At 72.0% G+C, this 25,802-nt stretch carries 21 protein-coding genes; 14 read left to right on the top strand and 7 right to left on the bottom strand.

The window, feature by feature from the left end:
• Positions 1 to 16: 16 nt before the first annotated feature.
• Positions 17 to 982 (top strand): sugar-binding transcriptional regulator, encoded by a 966-nt coding sequence (locus tag ACK4LS_RS10790; RefSeq protein ID WP_409716951.1) that lies wholly within the window; start codon positions 17 to 19, stop codon positions 980 to 982.
• A 48-nt stretch (positions 983 to 1,030) separates the two neighbouring features.
• Here the strand turns inward: ACK4LS_RS10790 and dhaM are convergent, their stop codons facing one another.
• From dhaM to ACK4LS_RS10770, 4 genes are all read right to left on the bottom strand, one after another.
• Positions 1,031 to 1,813: a dihydroxyacetone kinase phosphoryl donor subunit DhaM gene (gene dhaM, locus ACK4LS_RS10785; RefSeq protein ID WP_409716949.1), complete on the bottom strand. Its 783-nt coding sequence runs from the start codon at positions 1,811 to 1,813 to the stop codon at positions 1,031 to 1,033.
• Complete coding sequence (gene dhaL / locus ACK4LS_RS10780; RefSeq protein ID WP_409716948.1) at positions 1,810 to 2,451, bottom strand: dihydroxyacetone kinase subunit DhaL; 642 nt, start codon at positions 2,449 to 2,451, stop codon at positions 1,810 to 1,812. The genes dhaM and dhaL overlap by 4 nt, the downstream gene beginning before the upstream one ends.
• A complete protein-coding gene (gene dhaK, locus ACK4LS_RS10775; RefSeq protein WP_409716946.1) occupies positions 2,448 to 3,443 on the bottom strand; it encodes a dihydroxyacetone kinase subunit DhaK in 996 nt (331 codons plus the stop codon). Before dhaK ends, dhaL begins: the two co-directional genes overlap by 4 nt.
• Before the next feature lie 245 nt (positions 3,444 to 3,688).
• On the bottom strand, positions 3,689 to 4,390 hold the full coding sequence (locus tag ACK4LS_RS10770; protein WP_409716971.1) for a lysophospholipid acyltransferase family protein: 702 nt from the start codon (positions 4,388 to 4,390) through the stop codon (positions 3,689 to 3,691).
• Between the two features lie 159 nt (positions 4,391 to 4,549).
• On the opposite strand from ACK4LS_RS10770, the gene ACK4LS_RS10765 reads away from it, so the two are divergent.
• Both ACK4LS_RS10765 and dxr read left to right on the top strand, forming a co-directional pair.
• Positions 4,550 to 5,515 (top strand): FKBP-type peptidyl-prolyl cis-trans isomerase, encoded by a 966-nt coding sequence (locus tag ACK4LS_RS10765; protein WP_409716944.1) that lies wholly within the window; start codon positions 4,550 to 4,552, stop codon positions 5,513 to 5,515.
• 9 nt (positions 5,516 to 5,524) lie between these two features.
• On the top strand, positions 5,525 to 6,607 hold the full coding sequence (gene dxr / locus ACK4LS_RS10760) for a 1-deoxy-D-xylulose-5-phosphate reductoisomerase (RefSeq protein ID WP_409716942.1): 1,083 nt from the start codon (positions 5,525 to 5,527) through the stop codon (positions 6,605 to 6,607).
• 334 nt (positions 6,608 to 6,941) lie between these two features.
• Here dxr and ACK4LS_RS10755 read toward each other — a convergent pair whose 3' ends face one another.
• Positions 6,942 to 8,606, bottom strand: a complete 1,665-nt coding sequence (locus ACK4LS_RS10755; protein ID WP_409716940.1) for a Mur ligase family protein — start codon at positions 8,604 to 8,606, stop codon at positions 6,942 to 6,944.
• An 87-nt stretch (positions 8,607 to 8,693) separates the two neighbouring features.
• Between ACK4LS_RS10755 and ACK4LS_RS10750 the strand changes: the two genes are divergently transcribed.
• Positions 8,694 to 10,010 carry a M50 family metallopeptidase gene (locus ACK4LS_RS10750; RefSeq protein WP_409716938.1) on the top strand — a complete coding sequence of 439 codons (1,317 nt, stop codon included), beginning with the start codon at positions 8,694 to 8,696 and terminating at the stop codon, positions 10,008 to 10,010.
• A 186-nt stretch (positions 10,011 to 10,196) separates the two neighbouring features.
• Here ACK4LS_RS10750 and ACK4LS_RS10745 read toward each other — a convergent pair whose 3' ends face one another.
• Positions 10,197 to 12,134 (bottom strand): chorismate-binding protein, encoded by a 1,938-nt coding sequence (locus tag ACK4LS_RS10745; RefSeq protein WP_409716936.1) that lies wholly within the window; start codon positions 12,132 to 12,134, stop codon positions 10,197 to 10,199.
• 214 nt (positions 12,135 to 12,348) lie between these two features.
• On the opposite strand from ACK4LS_RS10745, the gene ispG reads away from it, so the two are divergent.
• The 4 genes from ispG (at position 12,349) to ACK4LS_RS10725 (ending at position 17,664) form a co-directional block, all read left to right on the top strand.
• Positions 12,349 to 13,500, top strand: coding sequence for a flavodoxin-dependent (E)-4-hydroxy-3-methylbut-2-enyl-diphosphate synthase (gene ispG / locus ACK4LS_RS10740; protein ID WP_409716934.1), 1,152 nt, complete (start codon positions 12,349 to 12,351; stop codon positions 13,498 to 13,500).
• A 127-nt stretch (positions 13,501 to 13,627) separates the two neighbouring features.
• Complete coding sequence (locus tag ACK4LS_RS10735) at positions 13,628 to 14,815, top strand: benzoate/H(+) symporter BenE family transporter (RefSeq protein WP_409716932.1); 1,188 nt, start codon at positions 13,628 to 13,630, stop codon at positions 14,813 to 14,815.
• 133 nt (positions 14,816 to 14,948) lie between these two features.
• Positions 14,949 to 16,745, top strand: coding sequence for a proline--tRNA ligase (locus ACK4LS_RS10730; protein WP_409716930.1), 1,797 nt, complete (start codon positions 14,949 to 14,951; stop codon positions 16,743 to 16,745).
• Positions 16,746 to 16,842: 97 nt separating this feature from the next.
• Positions 16,843 to 17,664: an aldo/keto reductase gene (locus ACK4LS_RS10725; protein WP_409716928.1), complete on the top strand. Its 822-nt coding sequence runs from the start codon at positions 16,843 to 16,845 to the stop codon at positions 17,662 to 17,664.
• 69 nt (positions 17,665 to 17,733) lie between these two features.
• Here ACK4LS_RS10725 and ACK4LS_RS10720 read toward each other — a convergent pair whose 3' ends face one another.
• A complete protein-coding gene (locus ACK4LS_RS10720) occupies positions 17,734 to 18,543 on the bottom strand; it encodes a DUF1206 domain-containing protein (protein WP_409716926.1) in 810 nt (269 codons plus the stop codon).
• A gap of 100 nt (positions 18,544 to 18,643) precedes the next feature.
• On the opposite strand from ACK4LS_RS10720, the gene ACK4LS_RS10715 reads away from it, so the two are divergent.
• The 6 genes from ACK4LS_RS10715 to ACK4LS_RS10690 all read left to right on the top strand — a co-directional run.
• Positions 18,644 to 20,482 carry an alpha/beta fold hydrolase gene (locus ACK4LS_RS10715; protein WP_409716924.1) on the top strand — a complete coding sequence of 613 codons (1,839 nt, stop codon included), beginning with the start codon at positions 18,644 to 18,646 and terminating at the stop codon, positions 20,480 to 20,482.
• Positions 20,483 to 20,577: 95 nt separating this feature from the next.
• A complete protein-coding gene (locus tag ACK4LS_RS10710) occupies positions 20,578 to 23,073 on the top strand; it encodes a glycogen/starch/alpha-glucan phosphorylase (RefSeq protein WP_409716922.1) in 2,496 nt (831 codons plus the stop codon).
• A 240-nt stretch (positions 23,074 to 23,313) separates the two neighbouring features.
• Positions 23,314 to 23,916, top strand: a complete 603-nt coding sequence (locus tag ACK4LS_RS10705; protein WP_409716920.1) for an HD domain-containing protein — start codon at positions 23,314 to 23,316, stop codon at positions 23,914 to 23,916.
• Positions 23,917 to 24,098: 182 nt separating this feature from the next.
• Positions 24,099 to 25,088, top strand: a complete 990-nt coding sequence (nusA, locus tag ACK4LS_RS10700) for a transcription termination factor NusA (protein ID WP_409716918.1) — start codon at positions 24,099 to 24,101, stop codon at positions 25,086 to 25,088.
• Positions 25,089 to 25,121: 33 nt separating this feature from the next.
• Positions 25,122 to 25,373 (top strand): YlxR family protein, encoded by a 252-nt coding sequence (locus tag ACK4LS_RS10695; RefSeq protein WP_275796524.1) that lies wholly within the window; start codon positions 25,122 to 25,124, stop codon positions 25,371 to 25,373.
• A gap of 93 nt (positions 25,374 to 25,466) precedes the next feature.
• A partial coding sequence (locus ACK4LS_RS10690; protein ID WP_409716916.1) for a translation initiation factor IF-2 N-terminal domain-containing protein occupies positions 25,467 to 25,802 on the top strand: 336 nt, incomplete at its 3' end.

Genomic DNA, 25,802 nt, shown 5'->3' with positions numbered 1-25,802 from the left:
TGAAGGTGATCCGACGGTGACCACGGCGGCCGAGGAGCGCTCTCGCGACGCCCTGCGCGCGGCTCAGCTGTACTACATGCAGGACCTGACGATGGACGCCATCGCGCACGAGATGCGCGTCTCGCGCTCGTCCGTGTCGCGGCTGCTGCAGCATGCGCGCGACGTGGGTCTCGTGACGATCTCGATCAGTCCGCCCGACGACGCGCGCGGGCAGATGGCGCAGCGCCTCGCCGACCGGTTCGGCATCACCGCCCACATCGTGCCCACACCCGCCCGCACCTCCGAGGCCGAGCGGCTCGAGCGCACGGCGTTGACGGCGGCGCGCATCCTGGCGGAGCGGGTGGAGTCGTCGATGACCGTCGGCGTGGCCTGGGGCTCGACGCTGTCGGCGATGGCGCGGCACGTGCCGCTGAAAGACGTGCACGACACCCACATCGTGCAGATGAACGGCGCTGCGAACGTGCGCACCTCCGGCATCCCGTACGCGGGAGAGATCCTCTCGAAGTTCGGCGCCGCGTGGTCGTCGTCGGTGCACCAATTCCCGGTGCCCGCGCTGTTCGACGATCCCCGGACCAAGCAGGCGATGTGGCGCGAGCGCTCGGTGCGCTCCGTGCTGGAGATCCAGCAGCGCGTGGGGCTGTTCGTCTTCGGCCTCGGCTCCCCCCACGCCGAGGTGCCCTCGCACGTCTACAGCGGCGACTACTTCGACGAGCGCGACCGCGCCGTGATCGAGCGCGAGGGGGTGGTCGGCGACTGCGCGACGGTGTTCTACCGCGCCGACGGATCGAGCGACATCCCCGAGTTGAACGCGCGTTCGAGCGGACCCGACCTCGACACGGTCCGGCGGATCCCGCGGCGCTTCTGCGTGGTGTCGAGCCTGTCGAAGCTCGACGGGCTGCGCGGCGCGCTCGCCGCCGGTCTCATCACCGAGCTCGTCGTGGAGGAGGCCCTCGCCCGTCGTCTGCTGAGCGTCACCCGCTGAGGGGCCTCGCCCGCCCCCGCCGACACGCCCCGCGGGCGGGCGTCGTGTTCAGCGCTCGCCGAATGCGTCGTCGATCGCGGCGCGCAGCTCCTCGAGCACCGGTCGCGCCTCGGGACCCGACGCGCTCACCCGCACCCGCGACCCCTGACGCACGCCGAGGGCCATGAGCGCGAGGAGACTGCGACCCGACACCTCGTCGGACCCCGCGTCGAGGTCGACGATGCGCACGTCGGCGTCGTAGCGCGACGCGGTCTTGACGAAGAGGGCGGCAGGGCGGGCGTGGAGCCCGGAGGGGTTGCTGACGACGGCTTCGAAGGAGAGGGCGTCCGCGTCGCCCGCTGCGCCCGCTTGCCCGGACGCCTGCTTCTCGGATGCCGAGCCGTCGGGGGCGTGCCCGCCCGGTGCTATCCCTGCGGATGCCGGCTCCCCGGTGTCGCCGAGCTGCCGCTGCTTCGCCGCTCCCGCTCCGCGCACCTCGGCGGCGACCGCCGCGAGGTCGGCGCCGCCGGCGGCCGTGACCACCGCGGCGACGAGACCCTCGACGAAGGGCGCGGCGCTGAGCCGCACGCGATCGGGGGCGGCGACGAACTCCAGGGCCGTCTCGGCGCTGAGGATCGCCGAGCCGAGGTCCATGAGCACGAGCACGCCGTCACCGGAGTCGGCGTCATCGATCGCGGCGGCGATGGCCACGGCATCCGTTCCGAGATCGCCGTCGGGGCCGCCCGCGGCCACGCGCACCGCGGGCGGATGCTCGCCGCCCATCTGCAGCGCGAGTTCGACGGCGGCCTCCGCGAGGGCGGAGCTGTGCGAGACGGCGACGAGACCGATCACGCGGCCGCCGCCAGGATGTCGCGCAGCGCCTCGAGCAACAGGGTCGACGAGGTGGCACCCGGGTCGAGGTGACCGGCGCTTCGCTCGCCGAGGTAGCTCGCGCGGCCCTTGCGCGCCACCAGCGGCTTCGTCGCGTCGCGACCGCGCGCGGCGGCTTCGGCGGCGGCACCCGCGGCCGCGGCGGCGTCCGATCCGCTCGAGACCGCGGCATCCCACGCGTCGATCGCGGGGGAGAGGGCGTCGATCATCGTCTTGTCGCCGAGCTCGGCCTTGCCACGGGCGACGACCCCCTCGACGCCGGCGCGGAGAGCCGCGCCGAGGGCCGCGGCATCCACCCCAGCGTCGCCGGCGAGGGCGGGCCCCATGCGGAGGAAGAGCGTGCCGTAGAGCGGGCCGCTCGCCCCTCCCACCGACGACACGAGCGTCATGCCCACCGTCTTGAACAACTCGGGCGCGCTCGCGGGGGCGGGTTCGAGCCTGGCGACCACGGCGTCGAGGCCGCGCGCCATGTTCGAGCCGTGGTCGGCGTCGCCGATCTCGGAATCGAGGCGCGTCAACTCGTCTTTGTGGCCGTGCACCGCGTCGCGGAACGCGCGGATCCAGGAGACGAGGTCGTCGGTGGAGACGGTCCCGCTCATGCGCCCCACCGCAGACCGGGGGTGACCACGGGTGCGTCCCACAGGCGGATCATCTCGTCGTCGGCCTTCACCACGGTGAGCGAGGCGCCGGCCATGTCGAGGCTCGTGATGTAGTCGCCGATCAGCACGCGCTGTACGTCGACGCCCGCGGCGGCGAGCAGCGGCGCGATCTCGCTGTAGAGCAGGTACTGCTCGATCAGCGGCGTGCCGCCCAGCCCCGACAACAGCACGATGGCCGGTCCCACGGGCTCGCCGAAGTCGTGCACGATCGGGTCCACCATGAGCGCGGCGATCTCGCGCGCCGAGCCCCGCTTCACGCGCGAGCGACCCGGTTCGCCGTGGATGCCGACACCCACCTCCATCTCGTCGTCTGGGAGGTCGAAGGTGGGGCGGCCGGCGGCGGGCACGGTGCAGCTGGTCAGTGCCACACCCATCGAGCGGCCGGCGGCGGACACCCGGCGCGCGAGCTCGGCGACACCGGCGAGGTCGGTGCCCTCCTCCGCCGCGGCGCCGACGATCTTCTCGAGGATGACGGTGGTGCCGGTCCCGCGGCGCCCGGCGGTCCACGTGGAGTCCTGGACGGCGACGTCGTCGGCCACCACGACCGACTCGACCCGCACGCCCGCGGCCTCGGCGAGCTCGGCGGCCATCTCGAAGTTCAACACGTCGCCGGTGTAGTTCTTCACGATGTGCAGCACGCCGGCGCCGGAGTCGACGGCCTGAGTCGCGGCGAGCACCTGGTCGGGGGTGGGGGAGGTGAACACCTCGCCCGCGGCGGCGGCGTCGAGCATGCCCCGACCCACGAACCCGCCGTGCATCGGCTCGTGTCCGGAGCCCCCGCCCGAGACGAGGGCGACCTTGCCGGCGCGCGTGGGTTCCGCTCGCGAGATCACCCGGTTCTCGGCATCCACCCGCAGCTCGGGATGCGCGGCCTGGATGCCGCGCAGGGCCTCCGCGAGAACGTCGGCCGGGTCGTTGAGAAACTTCTTCACGCTGCCTCCTCGTTGTGGCGTCGACGGTTCGGGCCGTCACCCCGACCATGCTCGCCGCGCGTCGCCACGTCAAGGGTGTCCGGGGTGTCCGGGTGCCGGAGGTGTCGGGCGGGCGGGGCGCGGGATGCCGGGACTCAGCGACGGGCAAGTCGGGCGCGGGACCGCGTGCGCGGCACGGCGTCGCCGGGGCGCCCACCGGGGCGCCCACCGGGGCCGCCCGCGGAGTCGCACCGGGGCGGCGGGCGTCAGAGACGCTCGTGCGGCAGGACCTGCTTGATGCGCTCGATCGGGTTCTGCGCCGGCGCTTCGTTGTAGGCGTTGGCGAGCTCTTGACCGCTCAGGGCGTGGATGGCCGCCATGATCTCGTCGGTCGCGCCGCGCCGAGCACGCCCCGAGGACGCCGGGCCGTGCGGGGAGAGGTCGAGCGGCTCGCCGAAGCGCACGGTGATGCGCTCGGAGGTGCTGGGGAACTTCGCACCGACGGGCATGGCTCTGTCGGTGCCGATGAGACCCACCGGCACCACCGGAGCGCCGGTCTGCAGCGCGAGGAACGCCACACCCGTGCGGCCTTTGTAGAGGCGGCCGTCGAGGGAGCGCGTGCCCTCGGGGTAGAGCGCAACGGCCCGACCGTCTTCCAGGAGCACCCGCTGCTGGTCGAGCGCGTCGAGCGCCTTCTGGCCCGCGCCCCGCTCCACGGGGATCGCGCCGATGGCGGTGAAGAACTGCCGCGACGCCCACTTCTCGAAGTACGCCGACTTCGCCAGGAAGTGCACGGGACGCGGAGCGGCGACCGGGATGGCGATCGAGTCGATGAACGACAGGTGGTTGCTCGCGAAGATCACCGGGCCCGTTCGGGGCACGTTCTCACGGCCCTCCACGCGGGGGCGGTAGACCGCTCGGGCGAGCGGGGCGATGAGGAACCGTCCGAGGCCGTAGGCCGCACCCATCTGCTGCGGCGCGGCGGCGGGGGTCTCGGCGGGCAGGTCGGAACTCACCAGACGAGGTTACTAGCCGCCGCATGCCCGGGTGTGCATGGGGACTCCCAGCCGCGGCAAAGCCGCATGCGCGAAGATGGAACCTCCCCGTCTCCTCCCGAGAGGTCCTCCGTGCGCTTCCGCCCGATCGCTTCCCTGTCCGTCGCCGCCGCCGCGGCGCTGCTGCTGGCCGGGTGCACCGGCTCCTCGAGCGACGCGCAGACCCCCGACGCCAGCGCGACCCCCGACGCCGGGCAGTGCCAGAGCGCGCTCGCCGACGCCCCCGCGCCCGACGGACTCGAGGTCACGGGCGACTTCCAGTCCCCGGTCGACGTGACCCTGCCGTCGGGCTACGCCCCGACCGACCTGCAGCGCACGACCCTCATCGAGGGCTCGGGCGAGCAGGTGCGCTCCGGCGACGTGCTGAAGGCGAACTACACCCTCATCGACGCAGCCTCCGGCGCCGTGCAGCTGCAGTCGCTCGACACCGCCCCCGACGGCATGGACACCCTCGTCGCCTCGCAGCAGATCTTCGGCGCCTCGCTCGAGTGCGCCACCATCGGCTCTCGCACCGTGTCGTCGTTCCCGGCCGGCACGCTGGGCGAAGGCTCGCCCGCCTTCGTGCTGGTCGCCGATGCCATCGCGCAGCTCCCCACCCGCGCCGACGGCAGCGAGGTCGCGCCCGTGGAGGGCATGCCCACCGTGACGTTCGCCGACGACGGCGCCCCGACGATCACCATGCCCGACGCCCCGGCGCCGACCGAGGTGCGCATCGAGAACCTCCGTCAGGGCGACGGTGACGTCGTGAACGCGGGCGACCAGGTCATCGTGCAGTACACCGGTGCCCTGTACGACGGCGGCACGGTGTTCGACTCGAGTTGGGAGCGGGGCGCCCCCGCCGAGTTCGTCACGAACCAGGTGGTCGACGGCTTCCGCCAGGCGCTCGAGGGGCAGAAGGTCGGCTCGCAGGTCGTCGTCGTCATCCCGCCGGCCTCCGGATACGGCGACCAGGCCCAGGGCGAGATCCCCGCGAACTCCACCCTCGTCTTCGTCGTCGACATCCTCGGCGTCCAGCACGCCGCTCCCGCCGCTCAGTAGGCTGGCGGGATGCGCCGCGTCCTCATCCTCGGTTCCACCGGTTCGATCGGCACGCAGGCGCTCGACGTCATCCGTGCCAACGCCGACCGCTTCGACGTCGTCGGCCTCGCGGCCGGCACCGACCGCGCGGGCGTCGAGGCGCAGGCCGCCGCGTTCGGCGTCGAGCACATCGCGCTCGGCGCGGTCGACGCCGAGCAGCTGGTGCGCGACGTCGACGCCGACGTGGTGCTCAACGGCATCACCGGCTCGGTGGGGCTCGGCCCCACGATCGCCGCGCTGGAAGAGGGCCGCACGCTGGCACTCGCCAACAAGGAGTCGCTGATCGTCGGGGGAGACCTCGTCACCGCGCTCGCCGCCCCCGGGCAGATCGTCCCCGTCGACTCCGAGCACTCCGCGATCGCCCAGGCGCTGCGAGCAGGCGCGGAGCACGAGGTGCGTCGGCTCGTGCTGACGGCATCCGGTGGTCCGTTCCGCGGACGCTCGCGCGACCGACTCGTCGACGTCACGCCCGGCGAGGCGCTCGCGCATCCGACCTGGGACATGGGGCGCGTGGTCACCACCAACTCGGCGACCCTGGTGAACAAGGGTCTCGAGGTGATCGAGGCGCACCTGCTCTTCGACGTCGCCTACGACCGCATCGCCGTCACCGTGCACCCGCAGTCGATCGTGCACTCGATGGTCGAGTTCGTCGACGGGTCGACGATCGCCCAGGCCTCGCCGCCCGACATGCGCCTGCCGATCTCGCTCGGCCTGGACTGGCCGCACCGCGTCGGCGGGGTGGGCGCGCCGCTGGACTGGACGACGGCCTCGCAGTGGACGTTCGAGCCGCTCGACGAGGAGGCTTTCGGATCCGTCGCTTTGGCCAAGCGCGTGGGCCGGGCCGGGGCGACCTACCCCGCCGTCTTCAACGCCGCCAACGAGCAGGCCGTCGACGCGTTCCACGAGGGACGCCTCGGCTTCCTCGGGATCGTCGAGCTCATCGAGCGGGTGGTGGACCGGCACGAGCCGCCCGCGGCCCTCACCCGCGAATCGCTCGCCGAGGCCGAGGCGTGGGCGCGCCGGACCGCCGACGAGATCATCGCCGCGCGCTGAGCTCGGCGCTGACACCCGGCGGCGGGGCGTGCGGCGCGCGTGCGGCCTGGCGCATGTCTGCCGCCGCCGGGGGCCGGCCGTAGGGGCCCGGGGGCCCGCCGCAGGGCCCGGGGGCCGCTTCCGCGGGAGGTCTCCTGCGGCGTGCCGCGCCGTCGGGGTGCGTGCCCGTCGAGCGTCCTGAGTCGGCGATTCCGCGGCGGGAGGTCGTCCGGCGACGCGGGGCCGGACACGATGCAGGAACCTCCGTCGTGCGGAAGCCGGCCGACGGCCCGCGCGCGGCCGAAGCGGCGGGATCTCCGGCATCGTGGCTCGACCCGCTCGCGCGGGGCGGATGTCAGGCCGGGAAGTCGACCGGGCGCTCCGGGTCGGACGACGGCGTGCTGTCGGTCGGGTAGGGCACGGGCCACTGCGGATCGGGCACCGGCCAGCCGGCCGCGCGCAGCGCGCGACGCGACAGCTCGCGCGCCGAGTAGGGCGTGCGCACGCCACGGATGTCGCGGTAGTCCTGGTGGCCGGGGCCGGCCCACAGGATCGCGTCGCCCTCGCCGACGAGCTGCACGGCCTCCAGGATCGCGCGCTCGGGGGGTGTGAACTCGTGGATCTCGGCGTCGGGCCGTGCGCGACGCGCACCCTCGACGAGCACCGCGCGGACGGCATCCGGGTCTTCGTGGCGGGGGTGGTGGTCGGTGACGACCAGGATGTCGCTGCCCTCGACGGCGGTGCGTCCCATGTCGTGGCGTTTGGTGGCGTCGCGGTCGCCGTCGGCGCCGAAGACCATGACCACCTTGCCGGGGGTCACGCGGCGCACGGCGGCGAGCGTCTTCTCGAACGCGTCGGGGGAGTGCCCGAAGTCGACGTACACCGCCGGACCCTCGGAGCCGGACACGAGCTGGGTGCGCCCGGGCAGCGAGGCGTCGATGCGCTCGCCGTCGAGGGTGCTGAACAGGTGCTCCCACGTGTAGCCGGTCTCGAGCAGCATGACGATCGCGAGGCCCGCGTTCGCGGCCATGTGACGGCCGATCACGGGCACGACGGTGGTGAGGGAGCGTCCGTGTCCGTCGCTCAGCGTGAACGTGGTGCCTTCCTTGCGCTCGTCGACGATCTCGACGGTCCAGTCGGCGGATGCCGCAGCCGCGGCGTCCTCGGCGATCGCCGGCGTGGCGATGGTCACGACGGGGATCTCGGCGCGCGCGGCGATCTCGACGCCCGAGGCCGTGTCGAGGCAGACGACGCCGCGGCGCGCACGGTCGGGGCGGAACAGCGGCAGCTTCGCCTCGAAGTACTCGCGCATGTCGGCGTAGTCGTCGAGGTGGTCGTGCGTGAGGTTGGTGAAGCCCGCCACGTCGAAGACGAGTCCGTCGACGCGGTGACGCGTAAGGGCCTGGGCGCTGACCTCGACGGCGACGGCCTCGACGCCGCGCTCGCGCATGAGGGCGAGCAGGGCGTGGAATTCGCTGGCCTCGGGCGTCGTGAGCCGCGAGACGATGACCTCGCCGGCGATGTGGCGCTCGGCGGTCGACGACAGGCCCGTGACGACGCCGAGCTGGCCGAGGATGCCCTCGAGCAGGTGCGACACGCTGGTCTTGCCGTTCGTGCCCGTCGTCGCGAGCAGTCGGGGCAGCTCGTCGTCGGGCCCGGTGCCGTACACCCACGCCGACAGGTCGCCCAGCAGCGCCCGGGGGTCGTGGACGACCACGATCGGAAGACCCGTGGATGCCGCGATCGCGGCGCCCGCCTCGTCGGTGATCACGGCCACCGCCCCGCGCTCCGCGGCGGTCGCGGCGAACTCGGCGCCGTGGCGGTTGACGCCCCGGATCGCGACGAACGCCTCGCCGGCGCGCAGGTCGGCGGTGGCCAGCGTGATGCCGGTGAGGGTCGTCCCGTCGACGTCGCCGATGCTGCGCGCGCCGAAGCGTCGGGCGAGCTCGGCGAGATCACGGTGGGGCGGACGCTCCGGCCGGAGCACGGGCGGAAGGTTCGAGGGGGCGTCGGTCGACATCGCCTCCATTGTCTCATCCGTCGTCCCACAGACACCGCATCGCGGCCGCACGGGCGGTTCAAAGGCGCGCGGCGGTATCGTCGGCGGGTGACCGCGCTCGCCTTCCTCATTGGCGTCCTCGTGCTCGTGATCGGCCTCGCCGTCTCGATCGCGTTGCACGAGATCGGGCATCTCGTGCCCGCGAAGCTCTTCGGCGTGCGCGTCGGCCAGTACATGATCGGCTTCGGCCCGACGCTGTGGTCGCGGCGGATCGGCGAGACCGAGTACGGCTTCAAGATCCTGCCGCTGGGCGGCTTCATCTCGATGTCGGGGATGTATCCGCCCGCGCCCGACGACGCGGGCCCGGGCACGAAACGCTCGCGGTTCTTCGCCACCATGGTGCAGGACGCCCGCGACGCCAACGCCGAGACGCTCATCGCGGCCGACGACCGCGTCTTCTACAAGCTGCCGGTCTACAAGCGCGTCATCGTCATGCTCGGCGGGCCGGTGATGAACCTCCTGCTGGCGTTCCTGCTGTCGGCGGTCGCGGTGAGCGGCATCGGCGTGGCGACCGCCACCACCACGGTGGCCGCGGTGTCGCAGTGCGTGATCCCGGCGAGCGAGAACCGCACGGACTGCGCCTCGAGCGACCCGGTCGCCCCTGCCGCCGCCGCCGGCATCCGTCCCGGTGACGTGGTCGTGTCGGTCGACGGCACGCCGGTGTCGACGTTCGCCGAGGCGGCGGCCCGCATCCAGGAGGCCCCTGGCCGTGCCCTGTCGGTCGTGATCGAGCGCGACGGCGCACAGCAGACCGTGACGGTCACACCGCAGAGCACCGACCGCGCCGTGACCGACGCGCAGGGCCGACCCGTGGAGGACGCATCGGGGCAGCCGCAATACGAGACCGTCGGATTCGCCGGCCTCCGCGCGCAGGAGGCTCTCGTGCCCCAGCCCATCTGGGCGGGACCGGAGGCGACGGTGCAGCAGGTCGGCGCGGTCGCGCAGATCATGACCCAGCTGCCCGTGCGCGTCTACGACACCGCCGTCGACCTCTTCACCGGTCAGCCGCGCGACCCGAACGGTCCGCTCAGCGTCGTGGGTGCCGGCCGTCTTGCGGGGGAGTTCGCGGCGGTCGACGCGCCGATCCTCGCCCGCGTGCAGTCGATCATCGGGCTGCTGGCCGCGCTGAACATCGCGCTGTTCGTCTTCAACCTCATCCCGTTGCTGCCGCTGGACGGCGGGCACGTCGTGGTGGCGCTGTGGGACGGCCTGAAGCGCACGATCGCCCGCGCTCGCGGCCGTGTCGCCAAGCCCGTGGATGCGACACGGCTGGTGCCGCTCACGTTCGTGGTGGTCGTGTTGCTGGTGGGGATGGGTGGCATCCTGTTCCTCGCCGACGTGTTCAACCCGGTGCAGTTGCTCTGATCCGGAGCATCCGCTCCCGGCCCGCGCGCGGCAGCGGGGGGCGGGCCGTCCGGCGGACACAACGCAGGAGGACGTCGGCTTCTCGGCGCCCGCGGGGTGTGGATCGGCCGTTGCGGTGACGGATCACCTGCGTTGTGTCGCACCGCAGCCGTCGGGCTCGGCCCGCCGCAGGGGCCAGGAACGACGTCAGAGGGCGTGGGCGATCAGGCGCTCCAGCGTGCGCATGCCGTCGCGCGACAGGATCGACTCGAGGTGCCCCTGCACGCTCGCGAAGCCGGGGCCGCGCAGCGCGTAGACGTCGCCGGTCTCGTCGGCGGCGACTTCCGCCACGGTCTCGGTCGCGACGGATCCGGCGCCGATCGTCAGGCCCCGCTGGACCGCGCCCGGGGCCACGCGCGCCGTGAACGTGTTGTAGAAGCCGATCGAGGCGGCTTCGCCGAACACGTCGACGCTCTTCTGCAGACCCTGGTGCGGCTGCGCGAGGGGCGCGAGATCGAGGCCCAGCTGGTCGGCCAGGATCTGATGGCTCAGGCACACCGCGAGCAGGGGCGCATGGCGCACCAGTCGGCGTGACACCACCCGGCGCATCGCGGAGATGCGGTCACTCGCGTCGTCGCGCGGGTCGCCCGGACCCGGGCCCGCGACCACCAGGTCGGCGTCGTCGACGTCGGCATCCGTCGCCCGCGACCAGTGCACGATGCGGGCGTCGAGGCCCAGGTGGCGCAGCTGGTGCGCGAGCATGGTGGTGAAGCGGTCCTCCGCGTCCACGACCAGGGCCGTTCGTCCCGCGAAGGGGCCGGAGCCGTCGGGGTCCTGCGGGTTCATCCAGAACGGCGCGAGACGGTCGTTGCGCGATGCCAGCAACTCGGCGATGGCGGGATCCTCGGCGAGCGGCCGGCGTGGCGCGACGGGAGCGTCGGGATCGGCGGCCGCTGCAGCGGTCGGGACGTCTCGCGGGATGGCCCCGATGGCACCGAGCACGCCCGCGGCCTTGCCGTGCGTCTCACCCACCTCGCCGTAGGGGTCGGAGTGGCGCACGAGGGTGGCGCCGACGGGCACGCGCAGGCGTCCGTCGACGAGGTAGGCCGTGCGGATGAGGATCGGGGCGTCGAGGTCGTGCGAGGGTCCCTCGGTGGCGCCGTTCGGCGTGAAGAGGGCGGCGACACCGGAGTAGTAGCCGCGCGGCGCGGTCTCGTGACGCGCGATCACGGTGCACGCGTTCTGCATGGGCGAGCCGGTCACGGTGGGGGCGAACATCGTCTCGCGCAGGATGTCGCGGGGGTCGAGGTCGCTGCGCCCGCGCAGCATGTACTCGGTGTGGGTGAGCCGCGACATCTCCTTGAGGTGCGGGCCCGTGATGCGGCCGCCGTCGCTGCAGACGGCGCTCATCATCTTCAGCTCCTCGTCGACGACCATGAAGAGCTCTTCGGTCTCCTTCGTCGAGCGCAGGAACTCCGCGAGCGTCTCGGCGGTCGCCCCGCCGGCGGGGTGGCGGAAGGTTCCGGAGATCGGGTTCATGGTGACGACGCCGTCGCGGGCGCTGACGTGCGCTTCGGGGCTCGCACCCACCGCGATGTGACCGGGCGTCACCACGGCGAAGGTCCAGTAGGCGCCCTTCTCGTGCTCGAGGAGCGCGCGGAACCACGTCAGCGCGGCCACCCGCGGGTCGGTGTCGACCCCGGCGACGAAGTCGCGACGGATGACGAAGTTGGCCCCCTCGCCGCGGCCGATCTCCTCCGCGATCACGCGGCGCACGATGTCGGCGTACTCCTCGTCGGCGATGTCGAAACCGGCGTCCTGCAGCGCGACCGGGGCGGAGGGGAGGGATGCCAGAACCTCGGCGCGGGGGAGGGCGACGCGCTCGCCGATGACCAGGCAGCGCAGCGGGGCGCCGTCGTCGTGACAGACGAAGCCGCGCTCGCGCACCTGCCGGAACGGGACCAGGGCGAGGACCTCCCGCGAGACGCCCGCGGCGTCCGTCAGCGGGATGTCGGCGAGCAGATCGACGTCGACGACGTCGCCGGTGAGCACTTCCACCGTCGCATCGTCGCGCGCGATGAGGGCGAACGGCGCGTCACCGGCCAGGAGCTCGTGGATCAGGGAGGAGGGGTCGGGCCCGGTCATCGAAGTACTTCCGTCTGTGAGCGAGGGTCCTACGCGGCCGCCGAAAACACGAAGACCGCCCGGATCCCGAGGGAGGGCGGTCTGTCGCACGCATGCTCACCGCCTAGACGGTGGGCCACCAACTGGAGAACGCGCGCATGGCGCCGAACCTACCACAGCGCTCATTCGGGCACGGTTCGGGCTCCGTCCAGCACGGGCGGCGTAGGCTGAGCCCGTGCCTGCAGTGAACATCGGGATGCCCCGCGTGCCGGAGGTCCTCGCGCCTCGTCGCAAGACGCGTCAGATCAAGGTCGGCAAGGTCCTGGTGGGCGGCGACGCCCCCGTGAGCGTCCAGTCGATGACCACGACGCCCACGACCAACATCAACGCCACCCTTCAGCAGATCGCCGAGCTCACGGCATCCGGCTGCGAGATCGTGCGTGTCGCCGTGCCGTCGCAGGACGACGCCGACGTGCTGCACATCATCGCGAAGAAGAGCCAGATCCCGGTCATCGCCGACATCCACTTCCAGCCGAAGTACGTCTTCCAGGCGATCGACGCCGGGTGCGGTGCGGTGCGGGTCAACCCCGGCAACATCCGCAAGTTCGACGACCAGGTCGGCGCCATCGCCGCGGCGGCCAAGGCTGCGGGGGTGTCGCTGCGCATCGGCGTGAACGCCGGGTCGCTCGACCGCCGCCTGCTGGAGAAGTACGGCAAGGCCACGCCCGAAGCCCTCATGGAGAGTGCCGTCTGGGAGGCCTCGCTGTTCGAGGAGCACGACTTCCACGACTTCAAGATCTCGGTCAAGCACAACGACCCCATCGTCATGGTCAAGGCCTACCGCCTGCTCGCCGAACGCGGCGACTGGCCCCTGCACCTGGGCGTGACCGAGGCCGGGCCCGCCTTCCAGGGCACGATCAAGAGCGCCACCGCGTTCGGCATCCTGCTGTCGGAGGGGATCGGCGACACCATCCGCGTGTCGCTGTCGGCGCCACCCGCCGAAGAGGTGAAGGTCGGCCACCAGATCCTGCAGTCGCTCAACCTGCGCGAGCGCAAGCTCGAGATCGTCTCGTGCCCCTCGTGCGGCCGCGCCCAGGTCGACGTCTACTCCCTCGCCGACAGCGTCACCGAGGGCCTCAAAGACATGACCGTGCCGCTGCGCGTGGCCGTCATGGGCTGCGTCGTGAACGGACCGGGAGAGGCGCGCGACGCCGACCTCGGGGTCGCCTCCGGCAACGGCAAGGGTCAGATCTTCGTCAAGGGCGAGGTCGTCAAGACCGTGCCCGAGTCGGAGATCGTGCAGACGCTCATCGCCGAGGCGAACCGCCTCGCCGACGAGATGGGTCCCGACGCGACACCCGGCACCGCCCAGGTCATCACGGCCTGACGACGCCCGAGCCGCCGGTCGCGACCGACGGCCGTGCGCCGTAGCCGCGTGACGCGGCGCGCCGGGATCGGCCGCAGAGCGCAGTGGCGGGATGGGCGGGCGACGTTCCGCTAGCGTCGGCATTCTCATGACCGAGACTCCCGCCGCCTCCCTCACCCGCCCTCTCATCGCCGGGGTGGTGACCGCCCTCGTCGGCTTCACCAGCACGTTCGCCGTCGTGCTCACCGGCCTGCGCGCCGTCGGGGCCACCCCCGAGCAGGCGGCGAGCGGGCTGCTCGCCATCACGCTCGTCGTGGGGATCGGCTGCATCGTGCTGGCCGGCAGGTACCGCATCCCGATCACCGTCGCGTGGTCCACCCCGGGCGTCGCGCTCCTGGCCGCGACGGGGGCCGTCGATGGCGGATGGTCGGCCGTGGTGGGCGGATTCCTGGTCTCGGCGGCCCTCATCCTGTGCACGGCGCTCTTCCCGCCGCTCGGCGCGCTCATCGCGCGCATTCCCCCCTCGATCGCGCAGGCGATGCTCGCGGGGGTGCTGCTCCCGCTGTGCGTGGCGCCGTTCCTCGGTCTGGTCGACGACCCGTGGGGCGTGGCTCCCGTGCTGATCGTGTGGCTCGTGGCATCCCGGCTCCTTCCCCGCTGGGCGGTGCCGCTGGCCTTCGTGGCCGCGATCGCCGTGGTGGCCGTGTCGCTGGCGCAGACGGGGGTGGACGCGGATGCCGCGACCCTCCTGCCGAGGCTCGAGTTCACCGCACCGACGCTCACCGTCGGTGCGGTGGTGGGCGTGGCACTGCCGTTGTTCGTGGTGACGACGGCGTCGCAGAACGTGCCCGGTGTCGCCGTGATGCGCAGCCTCGGCTACACGATCCCGTGGCGACCCGCGATGCTCGTCACCGGCCTCGGCTCGGCGGCCGCCGCCGGGTTCGGCGGGCACGCGATGAACCTCGGCGCGATCAGCGCCGCCATCGCGGCGGGGCCGGACGCGCACCCCGACCCGAAGAGGCGTTGGGTCGCGGGGATCTCGGCGGGCTCGACCTACCTCGTGCTCGGCGCGCTGTCGGCGGCATTCGCGACGATCGTGCTGCTGGCGCCGGCCGGTGTGATCCCGGCGGTGGCGGGTGTGGCGCTGTTCGGGGCGTTCGGATCGGCGGTGCAGCAGGCCATCGACGATCCGGGCGAGCGGGTGCCGGCCGTCGTGACGTTCCTGGTCGCGGCATCCGGGATCGCGGTGTTCGGCGTGAGCGCGGCGTTCTGGGCGCTGGTGGCCGGACTCGTCGTGCGCGCGGTTCTGCACGTCGGGCGGCGGGCGAGCCACTGACGCACCGCGCGGCGGGGTGCGGGTATGCGGCGGCGCGGATCCTCCACCACGTCGCCGCCGACGTCTCCGCGGGCCGCGTGGTCGAGCCCGCGGCATCCTCGCTCCGCGCCCGCGCCGCCTAGACTCGACTCTCGTGGTCACCCGTCTGTCGAACTACTTCCTCCGCACGCTCCGCGAAGACCCCTCGGATGCCGAGGTCACGAGCCACCGCCTGCTCGTGCGCGCCGGCTACATCCGTCGCAACGCCCCGGGCGTGTTCGCGTGGCTCCCGCTGGGGCTCCGGGTGAAGGCCAAGATCGAGGCCGTCGTGCGCGAGGAGATGGCGAACGCCGGAGCCTTCGAGGTGCACTTCCCGGCCCTGCTGCCCCGTGAGCCCTACGAGCAGACCGGGCGCTGGGAGGAGTACGGCGACGCGCTGTTCCGCCTGCAGGACCGCAAGGGCGCCGACTACCTGCTCGCCCCCACGCACGAGGAGATGTTCACCCTCCTGGTGAAGGACCTGTACTCCTCGTACAAAGACCTCCCGCTGACGATCTACCAGATCCAGGACAAGTACCGCGACGAAGCGCGTCCGCGCGCCGGCCTCCTGCGCGGCCGCGAGTTCACGATGAAGGACGCGTACTCGTTCGACGCGACGGATGCCGGCCTCGGCGCGTCGTATCAGGCGCAGCGCGACGCCTACGAGCGCATCTTCACGCGTCTCGGTCTCGAATACGTCATCGTGGCCGCCGACGCCGGCGCGATGGGCGGGTCGAAGTCCGAGGAGTTCCTGCACCCGACCCCCATCGGCGAGGACACGTTCGTGCGCTCCGCCGGCGGCTACGCGGCCAACGTGGAGGCGTTCACGACCGTCGCGCCCGACGCGCTGCCCCTCGAGGGCCTGCCCGAGCCGGTGATCTTCGACTCGCCGAACACCCCCACGATCGCCACCCTCGTCGACCACTCCAACGCGCACCTCGACGCGCCCGCCCCCGGCATCGCCGGTCCGGCGACGGCCGAGACCACGCAGTGGACGGCGGCGCACACGCTCAAGAACGTCGTGCTCGCCCTCACGCACCTCGACGGGACGCGCGAGCTCGTCGTGGTCGGTCTGCCCGGAGACCGCGACGTCGACGACAAGCGCGTCGAGGTGGCCTTCGCCCCGGCCGAGGTCGAGGCGGCCACCGAGAACGACTTCGAGAACAACCCGCTCCTGGTCAAGGGCTACATCGGCCCCTGGTCGACGACCGGCCCCGTGCTGGGCGAGGAGTCCGCGACGAAGATCCGGTACCTGCTCGACCCGCGCGTGGTCGACGGCACTGCCTGGATCACGGGCGCCAACATCGACCAGAAGCACGTGCACTCCCTCGTCGCCGGCCGCGACTTCGTCGGCGACGGCTTCGTCGAGGTCGCCACCGTGCGGCCCGGCGACCCGGCACCCGACGGCTCGGGACCGGTGGAACTGGCGCGCGGCATGGAGATCGGCCACGTCTTCCAGCTCGGTCGCAAGTACGCCGAGGCGCTCGGGCTGAAGGTCCTCGACGAGAACGGGAAGCTCGCCACGGTCACGATGGGCTCGTACGGCATCGGCGTCACCCGCATCCTCGCGATCATCGCCGAGCTGAACAACGACGCCAAGGGTCTGATCTGGCCCGCCTCGGTCGCCCCGTTCGACGTGCATGTCGTGGCGACGGGCCGGGATGCCGTGGCCTTCGACCTCGCCGCCTCGGTCTCGGAGCAGCTCCAAGCCGCCGGGCTCGACGTGCTGTACGACGACCGCCCCAAGGTGTCGCCCGGCGTGAAGTTCGGCGACGCCGAGCTCGTCGGCATCCCGCGCATCCTCATCGTGGGACGCGGCGCCGCCGAGGGCCAGGTCGAGCTGTGGGACCGTCGCACGGGCGAGCGCGACACGGTGTCGGTCGCCGACGCGGTGGCGGCGCTGACGCGCTGACGTCTTCGCCGGAACGGCATCCGTCCCGCGACCGGGAGGGATGCCGTTCCGCCGTCAAGGGCGGGGCAACGACCCCGCTCCTGGGTAGCGTGGTCACATGATCGCAGCCTCCCGTCTGTCGCTGAGCGACGGCTCCACGATTCCCCAGCTCGGCGTCGGCACGTACAAGGTGCCCGCCGACGTCACCGCCGGCCTCGTCGAGGGGGCGCTCGCCGCGGGCTACCGGCACATCGACACCGCCGCGCTCTACGGCAACGAGGCGGAGGTCGGTGAGGGGCTGCGGGCCTCCGGCCTCGAACGCGACGAGGTCTTCGTCACGACCAAGGTGTGGAACGACGACCAGGGGTTCGATGAGACCCTGCGCGCGTTCGACGCGAGCGCCGCGAAGCTCGGCGTCGATCGCGTCGACCTCTACCTCATCCACTGGCCCATCCCCAGCGCCGACCGCTACGTCGACACGTGGCGGGCGCTGCAGCGCCTGCAGCAGGAGGGCCGGGCGACCTCGATCGGGGTGAGCAACTTCTCGGTGCCGCACCTCGAGCGTCTGCGCGACGAGACGGGCGTGCTGCCCGCGGTGAACCAGGTCGAACTGCACCCGCGCTTCCCGCAGGACGATCTCGTCGCGTGGCACGAGGCGAACGGGATCGTCACGGAGTCGTGGGCGCCGTTGGCCCGCGGCGGTCTCCTCGACGAGCCCGTGCTCGCTCGCCTCGCCGAGCGGTACGGCAAGACGCCGGCCCAGATCGTCGTGCGCTGGCACCTCGACCGCGGGCTCGTGGTCTTCCCGAAATCGGTGTCGCTGGAGCGCGTCCGCGAGAACGGCGACGTCTTCGACTTCGCGTTGGATGCCGACGACCACGCCGCGATCGCCGGCCTCGACACGGGCGAGCGCACGGGTCGGAACCCCGACCTCGACTGAACGACGCCGCGCGTCAGGCGCGGTTCGTCAGGCGCGGTTCGTCAGGCGCCGTTCGTCAGGCGTCGTTCGTCAGGCGCCGAGCTTGGCGTAGCGCGCCCGCAGCACCGTGAACACGCCGTAGGCGAGGAAGCCCGCGCCGACCAGGCACACCAGCAGGGGGCCCGCGGGGAGGGCCACGAGGGCCGTGACGGCGCCGTCGAGCCCGCCGGCGGTGTCGGGCTCGACCCGGATCGCCGCGATCACGAGCAGGACCCCCACGATGATCAGCGCGACACCCTTGGCGAGGAATCCGCTGACGCCCAGTGCCGTGAGCACGACCCCGTGCCGGCCGTCGGGAATGCGCACCTTGGATCGGAACGAGCGCCGCACCCCCATCCAGACGAACCCGATGCCCACCCCGGCGACCGCGAGCCCCGTGGCCCCGAGCACGAAACCGCCGATCGGCCAGGTGAGCACGCCCTCGCTGACGTCCTCGGCCGCCTGCTCCGCGCGCGGACGCGCCCCGAGGGCGACGGATGCCGACACCACCCCGATCGCGAGGAAGACCAGACCCTGGGGCAGCTCGGCGAAGATGCGGCCGACGCGGCGCAGGGGAGACAGCCGGCGCGGCACGAACGCCTGCAGCACGTGCCAGCAGCCCAGGGCGACCAGGCCCAGCGCGAGCGCCCAGAGGGCGGCCGCACCCCACGGCGCGCCCGCGACCGCGCGGAACGCCCCGGTCTGGTCGCTGTCCTCGCGTGCCCCGAAGCCCACGGCGATCACGAGCGCCCCGATGAGCAGGTGCAGGATGCCGTTGGCGGCATAGCCCGCGCGCGCCGCGCCCCGGAACGCGGGGTTCGCCTCGGCGTCGCGAGCGGCGGTGCGGGCGGTCGAGGGCATTCCGGAACCGTATGCCGTCGCGCGCTCCGGGCGAAATCCCGGCGCGTCGAGCGGTCTCCCCGGAACCGACGGGACCTGCGCCGGTGCCTATCATGGCCTGATGCCCGAGACCCGCCGCCCGTACCTGCGCCGGTGGAACGCCCTCCCCGCGCTGGTGCGCAACGCCCCGCCGCGCGTGCTGCTCGTGGTCGGTGTCGTGGTGGTGGTGCTGGGGGCGCTGATCCTCTCGCGCCCGCTGACCTCGCTCGTCCTGCTCGGCGTGTACGTGGGTGCGAGCGCGGTCGTCATGGGCGTCGTCGAACTCGTCGGACGGCCCGCGAGCTGGTGGGCGCGGTCGGTGTCGGCCGCCTGGATCGTGGCGGGCATCGCCGTGCTGGTGTGGCTGGGACGCAGCCTCGAGCTGCTCCCGCCGGTGCTCGCCGTGCTGCTGGTCATCGGTGGACTCGCCTCGATCGGTCGCGCCGTCTCGCGCGGCGGCGTGAGCGCCCGCGTGCTCGCGTTGGCCTGGGGAGTGGCGCAGATCGCCTTCGGGGTGCTGTCGTTCACGTGGCCCGACGTGACGGTGCTCGTGCTCGCTGTCGTGTTCGGCGTGCGCACGATCGTGTTCGGCCTCGGTGTGTTCTGGCGTGGGGTGGTCGGCATCCGTCGTCCGCGCGTGCGCACGGCGCCGTTCGACGCGCAGCGCGCGGTGCGGCGTCGACGCGTGCGCGCCCGCTGGGCCGCGGCCGGGCGCTACGCCCTCTCGCTGGTGCTCGTGGCCACCGCCGCCGGCGGCTGGTGGCTCAACGACTGGTTGAACGACGGCGCGCCCGTGGTCGACGCGTTCTACGATCCGCCGGCCGAGGTGCCGAGCGGGCACGGCCGGCTCATCCGCTCCGACGCCTACCTCGGTCGCCTGCCCGAGAACGGCGACGTCTCGCGCATCCTGTACACGACCCGGGATGCCGTGAGCCGCCCCGCCGTCGCCAGCGCCCTGGTCATCGTGCCCACGGACCCCCCGCCGGGGCCGCGCCCCGTGATCGTGTGGAACCACGGCACCACGGGCGTCGCGCAGGGGTGCGCGCCGAGCCTGCGCGACGCGTCCGCCACGAAGTGGTCGATCCCCGCGCTCGAGCAGGCGCTCAAGGCCGGGTGGGTCGTCGTGGCCTCCGACTTCTCGGGGCAGGGCGCCCCCGGCGCCTACCCCTATCTCATCGGCAAGGGCGAGGCGCGGTCGTCGCTGGACGCCGTGTTGGCCGCCAGCGAGCTGCGCACCGACCTGACCCTGTCTCCCGACACGGTCGTGTGGGGACACTCGCAGGGTGGGCACGCGGCGCTGTGGACGACGGCGATCGCCGCCGATTACGCCCCCGGCATCGACGTGCTGGGCACCGCCGTGGTGGCGCCCGTGGCCGACCCGCCCGCCCTCGCGCGGGAGTTGCTGCAGGGGCCCCCGAACGCGATGCTGTCGGTCATCACGTCGTGGGTGCTCGTGCCGTACTCGCAGACCTACGCCGACGTGCACCTCGACGACTACATCGCCGAGGGCTCGCGCTCCATCGTGCTCGAGATGACCCAGCGCTGCCCGAGTGAGCCCGGCGTCGTCGTATCGGTGCTCACGGCCCTGGGGGTCTCGGAAGACAGGCCCCTGTACAACGCCGACCTCACGTCGGGAGCCCTGGGCCGCCGTCTCGCCGAGAACGCGATGACCGACCCCCTCGGTACCCCCATGCTCGTGGCCTGGGGCGCCGACGACGAGGTGATCCCGCCGACGCTGCAGCGCGACTACGTGCAGAAGCTGTGCGCCGAGGGCCAGGCCGTGCGCTGGGCGACCTACGCCGGCTACGACCACCTGCGACCGATCCTGCCGAAGTCGCGCTTCCTGCCGGTGCTCTACAGCTGGACGAAGAACCTCATCGACGGCAGGGACCAGGTCACCGACGGGTGCGGACTGCGCTGATCCCGGTGCGGACGCCGTGCGGCGTTCGGGTGAAGATCATGTGTCGTTCCCGATCCGCCTTGGCAGCGCGGGGTCGATCTGATTACGGTCGGAACGTGCCCGAGAACACGCCTGAGCTGCGCCCCACCCACCCGCTGGCCCTCGCGCCCGTCGTCGCCCCCGCGGCATCCGTCGACGGCTTCGCGAAACAGTTCCTGCAGAACCTCAACTTCGACCAGGGCGTGACCCTGTCGAACTCCGACGTCAACGACCAGTACCTGGCGCTCGCCTACACGGTGCGCGACTACCTGATGGCGCGGTGGTTCGACGACCGGGCGCAGCAGAAGGCCCAGCAGGCCAAGACCGTCTGCTACCTCTCGGCCGAGTACCTCCTCGGCCGTCAGCTCGACAACAACCTGCTCGCCGCACGTCTCACCGACATCGCGACCGAGGCCCTCGCGCAGTGCGGCATCGACATCGACGACCTGCGCCAGGTCGAGATCGAACCGGGCCTGGGCAACGGCGGTCTCGGTCGTCTCGCGGCCTGCTTCATCGACTCCCTCGCCACGATGAGCATCCCGACGATCGGGTACGGCATCCGCTACGAGTACGGCATCTTCCGGCAGGCCTTCGCCGACGGACAGCAGATCGAGCAGCCCGACGCGTGGCTGCGCATGGGCTCGCCGTGGGACTTCGCCCACCCCGAGGCCGCGCAGACCATCTCGTTCGCGGGCACCACCGAGACCTACGACGACGGCGGGGTCGAACGCACCCGCTGGGTCCCCGAGTGGAACGTGCTCGCGGTGCCGTACAACATGATGGTTCCCGGCTACCACAACGGCCGGGTCAACACCCTGCGCCTGTGGCGCGCGGTGGCCACCAACGCCTTCGATCTGCACACCTTCAACTCGGGCGACTACGTGCAGTCGGTGCGCGCACAGACCTTCGCCGAGAACATCTCCAAGGTGCTCTACCCCGAGGACTCCACGCCCCAGGGCAAGGAGCTGCGCCTGCAGCAGCAGTACTTCTTCGTCGCGGCATCCATCGCCGACTTCATCGAGAACGTCCTGCCCGATGACTTCGACCTCGAGAAGCTCCCCGAGCGCGTGATCTTCCAGCTCAACGACACGCACCCCGTGATCGGCGTCCCCGAGCTCATGCGCGTGCTCGTCGACGAGAAGAAGATCGAGTGGGATGCCGCCTGGGCCATCACCCAGAAGTGCTTCGCGTACACGTGCCACACGCTGCTTCCCGAGGCGCTCGAGGTCTGGTCGGTCGACCTGCTCGGACGCCTCCTGCCGCGCCACCTCGAGATCATCTACCGCATCAACGACGACTTCCTCCTCGAGGTGCGCGAGCGCTTCGGCGACGACGAGATGCTCATCCGCAACATGTCGATCATCGGCGAGCACCCGTCCCGCTCCGTGCGGATGGCGTACCTGGCCACGGTCGCCGGCTCCAAGGTCAACGGCGTCGCCGAGCTGCACTCGCAGCTGCTGCGCGACAACGTGCTCAAGGACTTCGCGAGCATGTGGCCCGACAAGTTCACCAACGTCACCAACGGGGTGACGCCCCGACGCTTCCTGCGCCTGGCCAACCCCGATCTCTCGGCCCTCATCACCGAGGCCCTCGGCGCCGGGTGGACCGTCGACCTCGAGCGCCTGCGGGGCCTGGAGGCCCTGGCCGACGATGCCGACTTCCGCGAGCGCTTCGCCGCGGTCAAGGCCGCGAACAAGCGCCGATTCGCGCGCGTGCTCGAGTCCCGCGGCGACGCGCCGCTGGATGAGAGCCACATGCTCGACGTCATGATCAAGCGCCTGCACGAGTACAAGCGCCAGACGCTGAAGGTGCTGCACATCGTCAGCACCTACGAGGGCATCGTCTCGGGTCGCCTCGACGTCGCCGAGGTGCAGCCGCGCACGTTCCTGTTCGGTGCGAAGGCCGCCCCCGGCTACGGCATGGCCAAGCGCATCATCCACCTCATCAACGCCGTCGGCGAGGTGGTCAGCGCCGACGAGCGCGTGCAGGGCCGGCTGAAGGTGCTCTACCCGGCGAACTACAACGTCACCCTCGCCGAGAGCATCATCCCCGCCGCCGACCTGTCGGAGCAGATCTCGCTCGCCGGCAAAGAGGCCTCCGGCACGGGCAACATGAAGCTCGCCCTCAACGGCGCCCTCACGATCGGCACCGACGACGGCGCCAACGTCGAGATCCGCAAGCTCGTCGGAGACGACAACTTCTTCCTGTTCGGCATGAGCGAGCCCGAGGTCGAGGCGCTGTGGGCCGAGGGGTACCGACCGGCGGACTTCTACCAGGGCGACGAGCGACTGCGCAGCGCGATCGACCTCATCGCGTCCGGGGCGTTCTCCGGGGGCGACCGCACCGTGTTCGAGCCGCTCGTGTCGAACCTGCTGTACGAGGACCGGTTCATGGCGCTCGCCGACTTCTCCTCGTACCTCGACGCGCAGGAGCGCGTCGACGCCGCCTACGCCGACCAGGACACCTGGGTGCGCTCGGCCATCCTCAACGTCGCGCGCAGCGGCTACTTCTCCTCCGACCGCGCCATGCGCGACTACCTCGACCGCATCTGGCACGCCGCCCCGGTGGTCTGAGCGGATCCGGATGCCGCGGCCTCGGCGCCGCGGCATCCGCCCGTGTCCACGTGCACGACGCAGGAGACCCGCGTCGCGCGGGCTCCGGCGTCGCGTGAAGACGGCCATGGTGCCCTCGCCGGCGGCGATTCTCCGGCGTCGTGTTCGGCGATGGCGGGAGAACGTCGCAACGTGGCCGTCGCGCGCCGCCGCCTGGGCGCCGGGCCCGGGAGAGTGGGGGGACGATCCTCTGGAGGCCCCGTGCACATCGCCGACATCCCCGTTCCCGACACCCTCGCCGCGCGCGGTGCGCTGACGCTGGCGCGGGAGTACCAGAGCCCGGCGATCATGGCCCACGCGATGCGCTCCTGGCTGTGGGCGGAGGCCTTCGCCCGCGTCGACGGCGTCACGGGCATCGACCACGAACTGCTCTACGTCTCCGCCGTGCTGCACGACATCGGTACCGTCGAGGAGTTCGACAACCACACGATCTCGTACGAGCACGCGGGCGGGCACGTCGGTGTCGCCCTCACGGCCGGCGCCGGCTGGCCGCGCGCGCGGCGGGAACGCGTGCTCGAGGTGATCGTGCGGCACAACTGGCCGAGTGTGGATGCGTCGATGGATGCCGAGGGCCACCTGCTCGAGACCGCGACCGCGCTCGACATCTCCGGCGCCCGTCCCGACGCGCTGCCCGCGGACTTCGTGCGCGAGGTCGTCGCCGCGCACCCGCGCGGCGCGCTCGCCGCGGAGTTCGGCGCCTGCGTGCTCGACCAGGCCGCGCGGAAGCCCGACACCGCGGCCAGACGGTTGGCCGACGGGGGAGTGGTGGCGAAACTCGCGGCGCACCCTTTCGAGCGGCTCTGACGAGCGGGGGGCCCGCATCCTGTCGGAGTCGTATCGCGTCGCACCGGCTCGGGAAGCACGGCTGCGCCGGGCGACGGCATCCGGGACCGCTCCGCGGGTCGCATGGGGAGCGGTATCCCGGGTATCGTAGGAGGGTTGTCGGCGCCGGTCGCGTCGACGAGAGCTGAATAACGGAGGGCCTTGTGGACATCGATCTCGCACTTCTGAAGACGATCGAACGCGAGAAGGAGATCCCCTTCGATGAACTCGCGCGCATCATCGAGCAGGCGATCCTGACCGCCTACGCCAAGCACATCTCCCCGAGCGGCGAGATCCCGACGGGCGCCCGCGCCTCGCTCGACCGCAAGACCGGGCACGTGGGCATCTTCACGCCCGTCACCGACGACGAGGGCGCGATCATCGGCGAAGAGGAGCAGGCTCCCGACGACTTCGGTCGCATCGCCGCCTTCGCCGCGAAGCAGGTCATCAGCCAGCGCCTGCGCGACATCGCCGACGACGCCGTGCTGGGGGAGTTCCGCGGCAAGGAGGGCGACATCGTCGCCGGCGTCGTGCAGCAGGGCCCGAACCCGCGCATGGTGCACGTCGATCTCGGCACGGTCGAGGCGATCCTCCCGCCCGAGGAGCAGGTTCCCGGCGAGACCTACGCGCACGGCTCGCGCCTGCGCGTCTACGTGACCAGCGTGTCGAAGGGCAACAAGGGTCCGCAGATCACCGTGTCGCGCACGCACCCCGGACTCGTGCGCAAGCTCTTCGCGCTCGAGGTGCCGGAGATCGCCGCGGGTCTGGTCGAGATCGTCTCGCTCGCGCGCGAGGCCGGCCACCGCTCGAAGATCGCCGTCAAGGCCAACGATCCGACGGTGAACGCCAAGGGCGCCTGCATCGGCGAGCTCGGCCGTCGCGTGCGCGCGGTCACCGAGGAGCTCGCGGGCGAGAAGATCGACATCATCGACTACGACGCCGAGCTGCCCCGCTTCGTGGCCAACGCGTTGTCGCCGGCGAAGGTGACCTCCTCGTTCGTGCTCGACGCCTCGACCAAGGCCGTGCGCGCGCTGGTGCCCGACTACCAACTGTCCCTCGCCATCGGCAAGGAGGGCCAGAACGCCCGCCTCGCCGCCAAGCTCACCGGCGCGAAGATCGACATCCAGCCGGACAGCATCCTCGAAGACAACTGAGCGTCCGTCGCCCGGGCGACGTCGAGGTGTACGATGGAACCAGTACGAACGTGCGTCGGATGCCGCGCACGCGCCCCCCGATCTTCGCTTCTGCGTGTGGTCGCCGATGGGTCGGTCCTCGTCAGAGACGAGCGAGCGGTCCTGCCCGGTAGGGGAGCGTGGGTGCACGAGACGGACGCATGCGTGGGAAAAGCTCTCGCGCGTCGCGCCTTCGTACGAGCATTGCGTGTGTCAGGCCCGCTTGACACGCAGACCTTCGAATCAACCCTCCAGCGAAAAGGCTGAACGGCTATGGACACGAAGTGAACGGCTCGAAATGAGACCCGTCCGCAACTAGCGGTCTGCCCTGTCCGGGGTAGGCCCTCAGACAGGAGAATTGTGGCAAAACCACGCGTGCACGAGATCGCTTCCGAGCTCGGCGTCGACAGCAAGGTCGCGCTTGCGAAGCTGAAGGAGCTCGGCGAATTCGTCAAGAGCCCCTCATCCACCATCGAGCCCCCGGTGGCCCGTAAGCTCCGAGCCGCACTCGCGGCCGAGGGCTCTTCGGGATCCTCGGATGCCAAGCCCGCCGCTCCGTCGGCGCGCCCGGCCGCGGGTGCTCGTCCCGGTCCCGCGCGCCCCGCGGCGACCCCCGGTTCCCGTCCTTCGGGTCCGACCCCCGGCCCCGCGAAGCCCGCCGCTCCCGCAGCGGCCCCGGCCCCGGCTGAGCCCGCT

The organism is Microbacterium sp. (genome assembly GCF_046295495.1).
Taxonomy (GTDB): Bacteria; Actinomycetota; Actinomycetes; order Actinomycetales; family Microbacteriaceae; genus Microbacterium.
The sequence above is the reverse complement of the archived record's forward strand: the minus strand, read 5'-3'. Positions and strand labels throughout refer to the sequence as shown.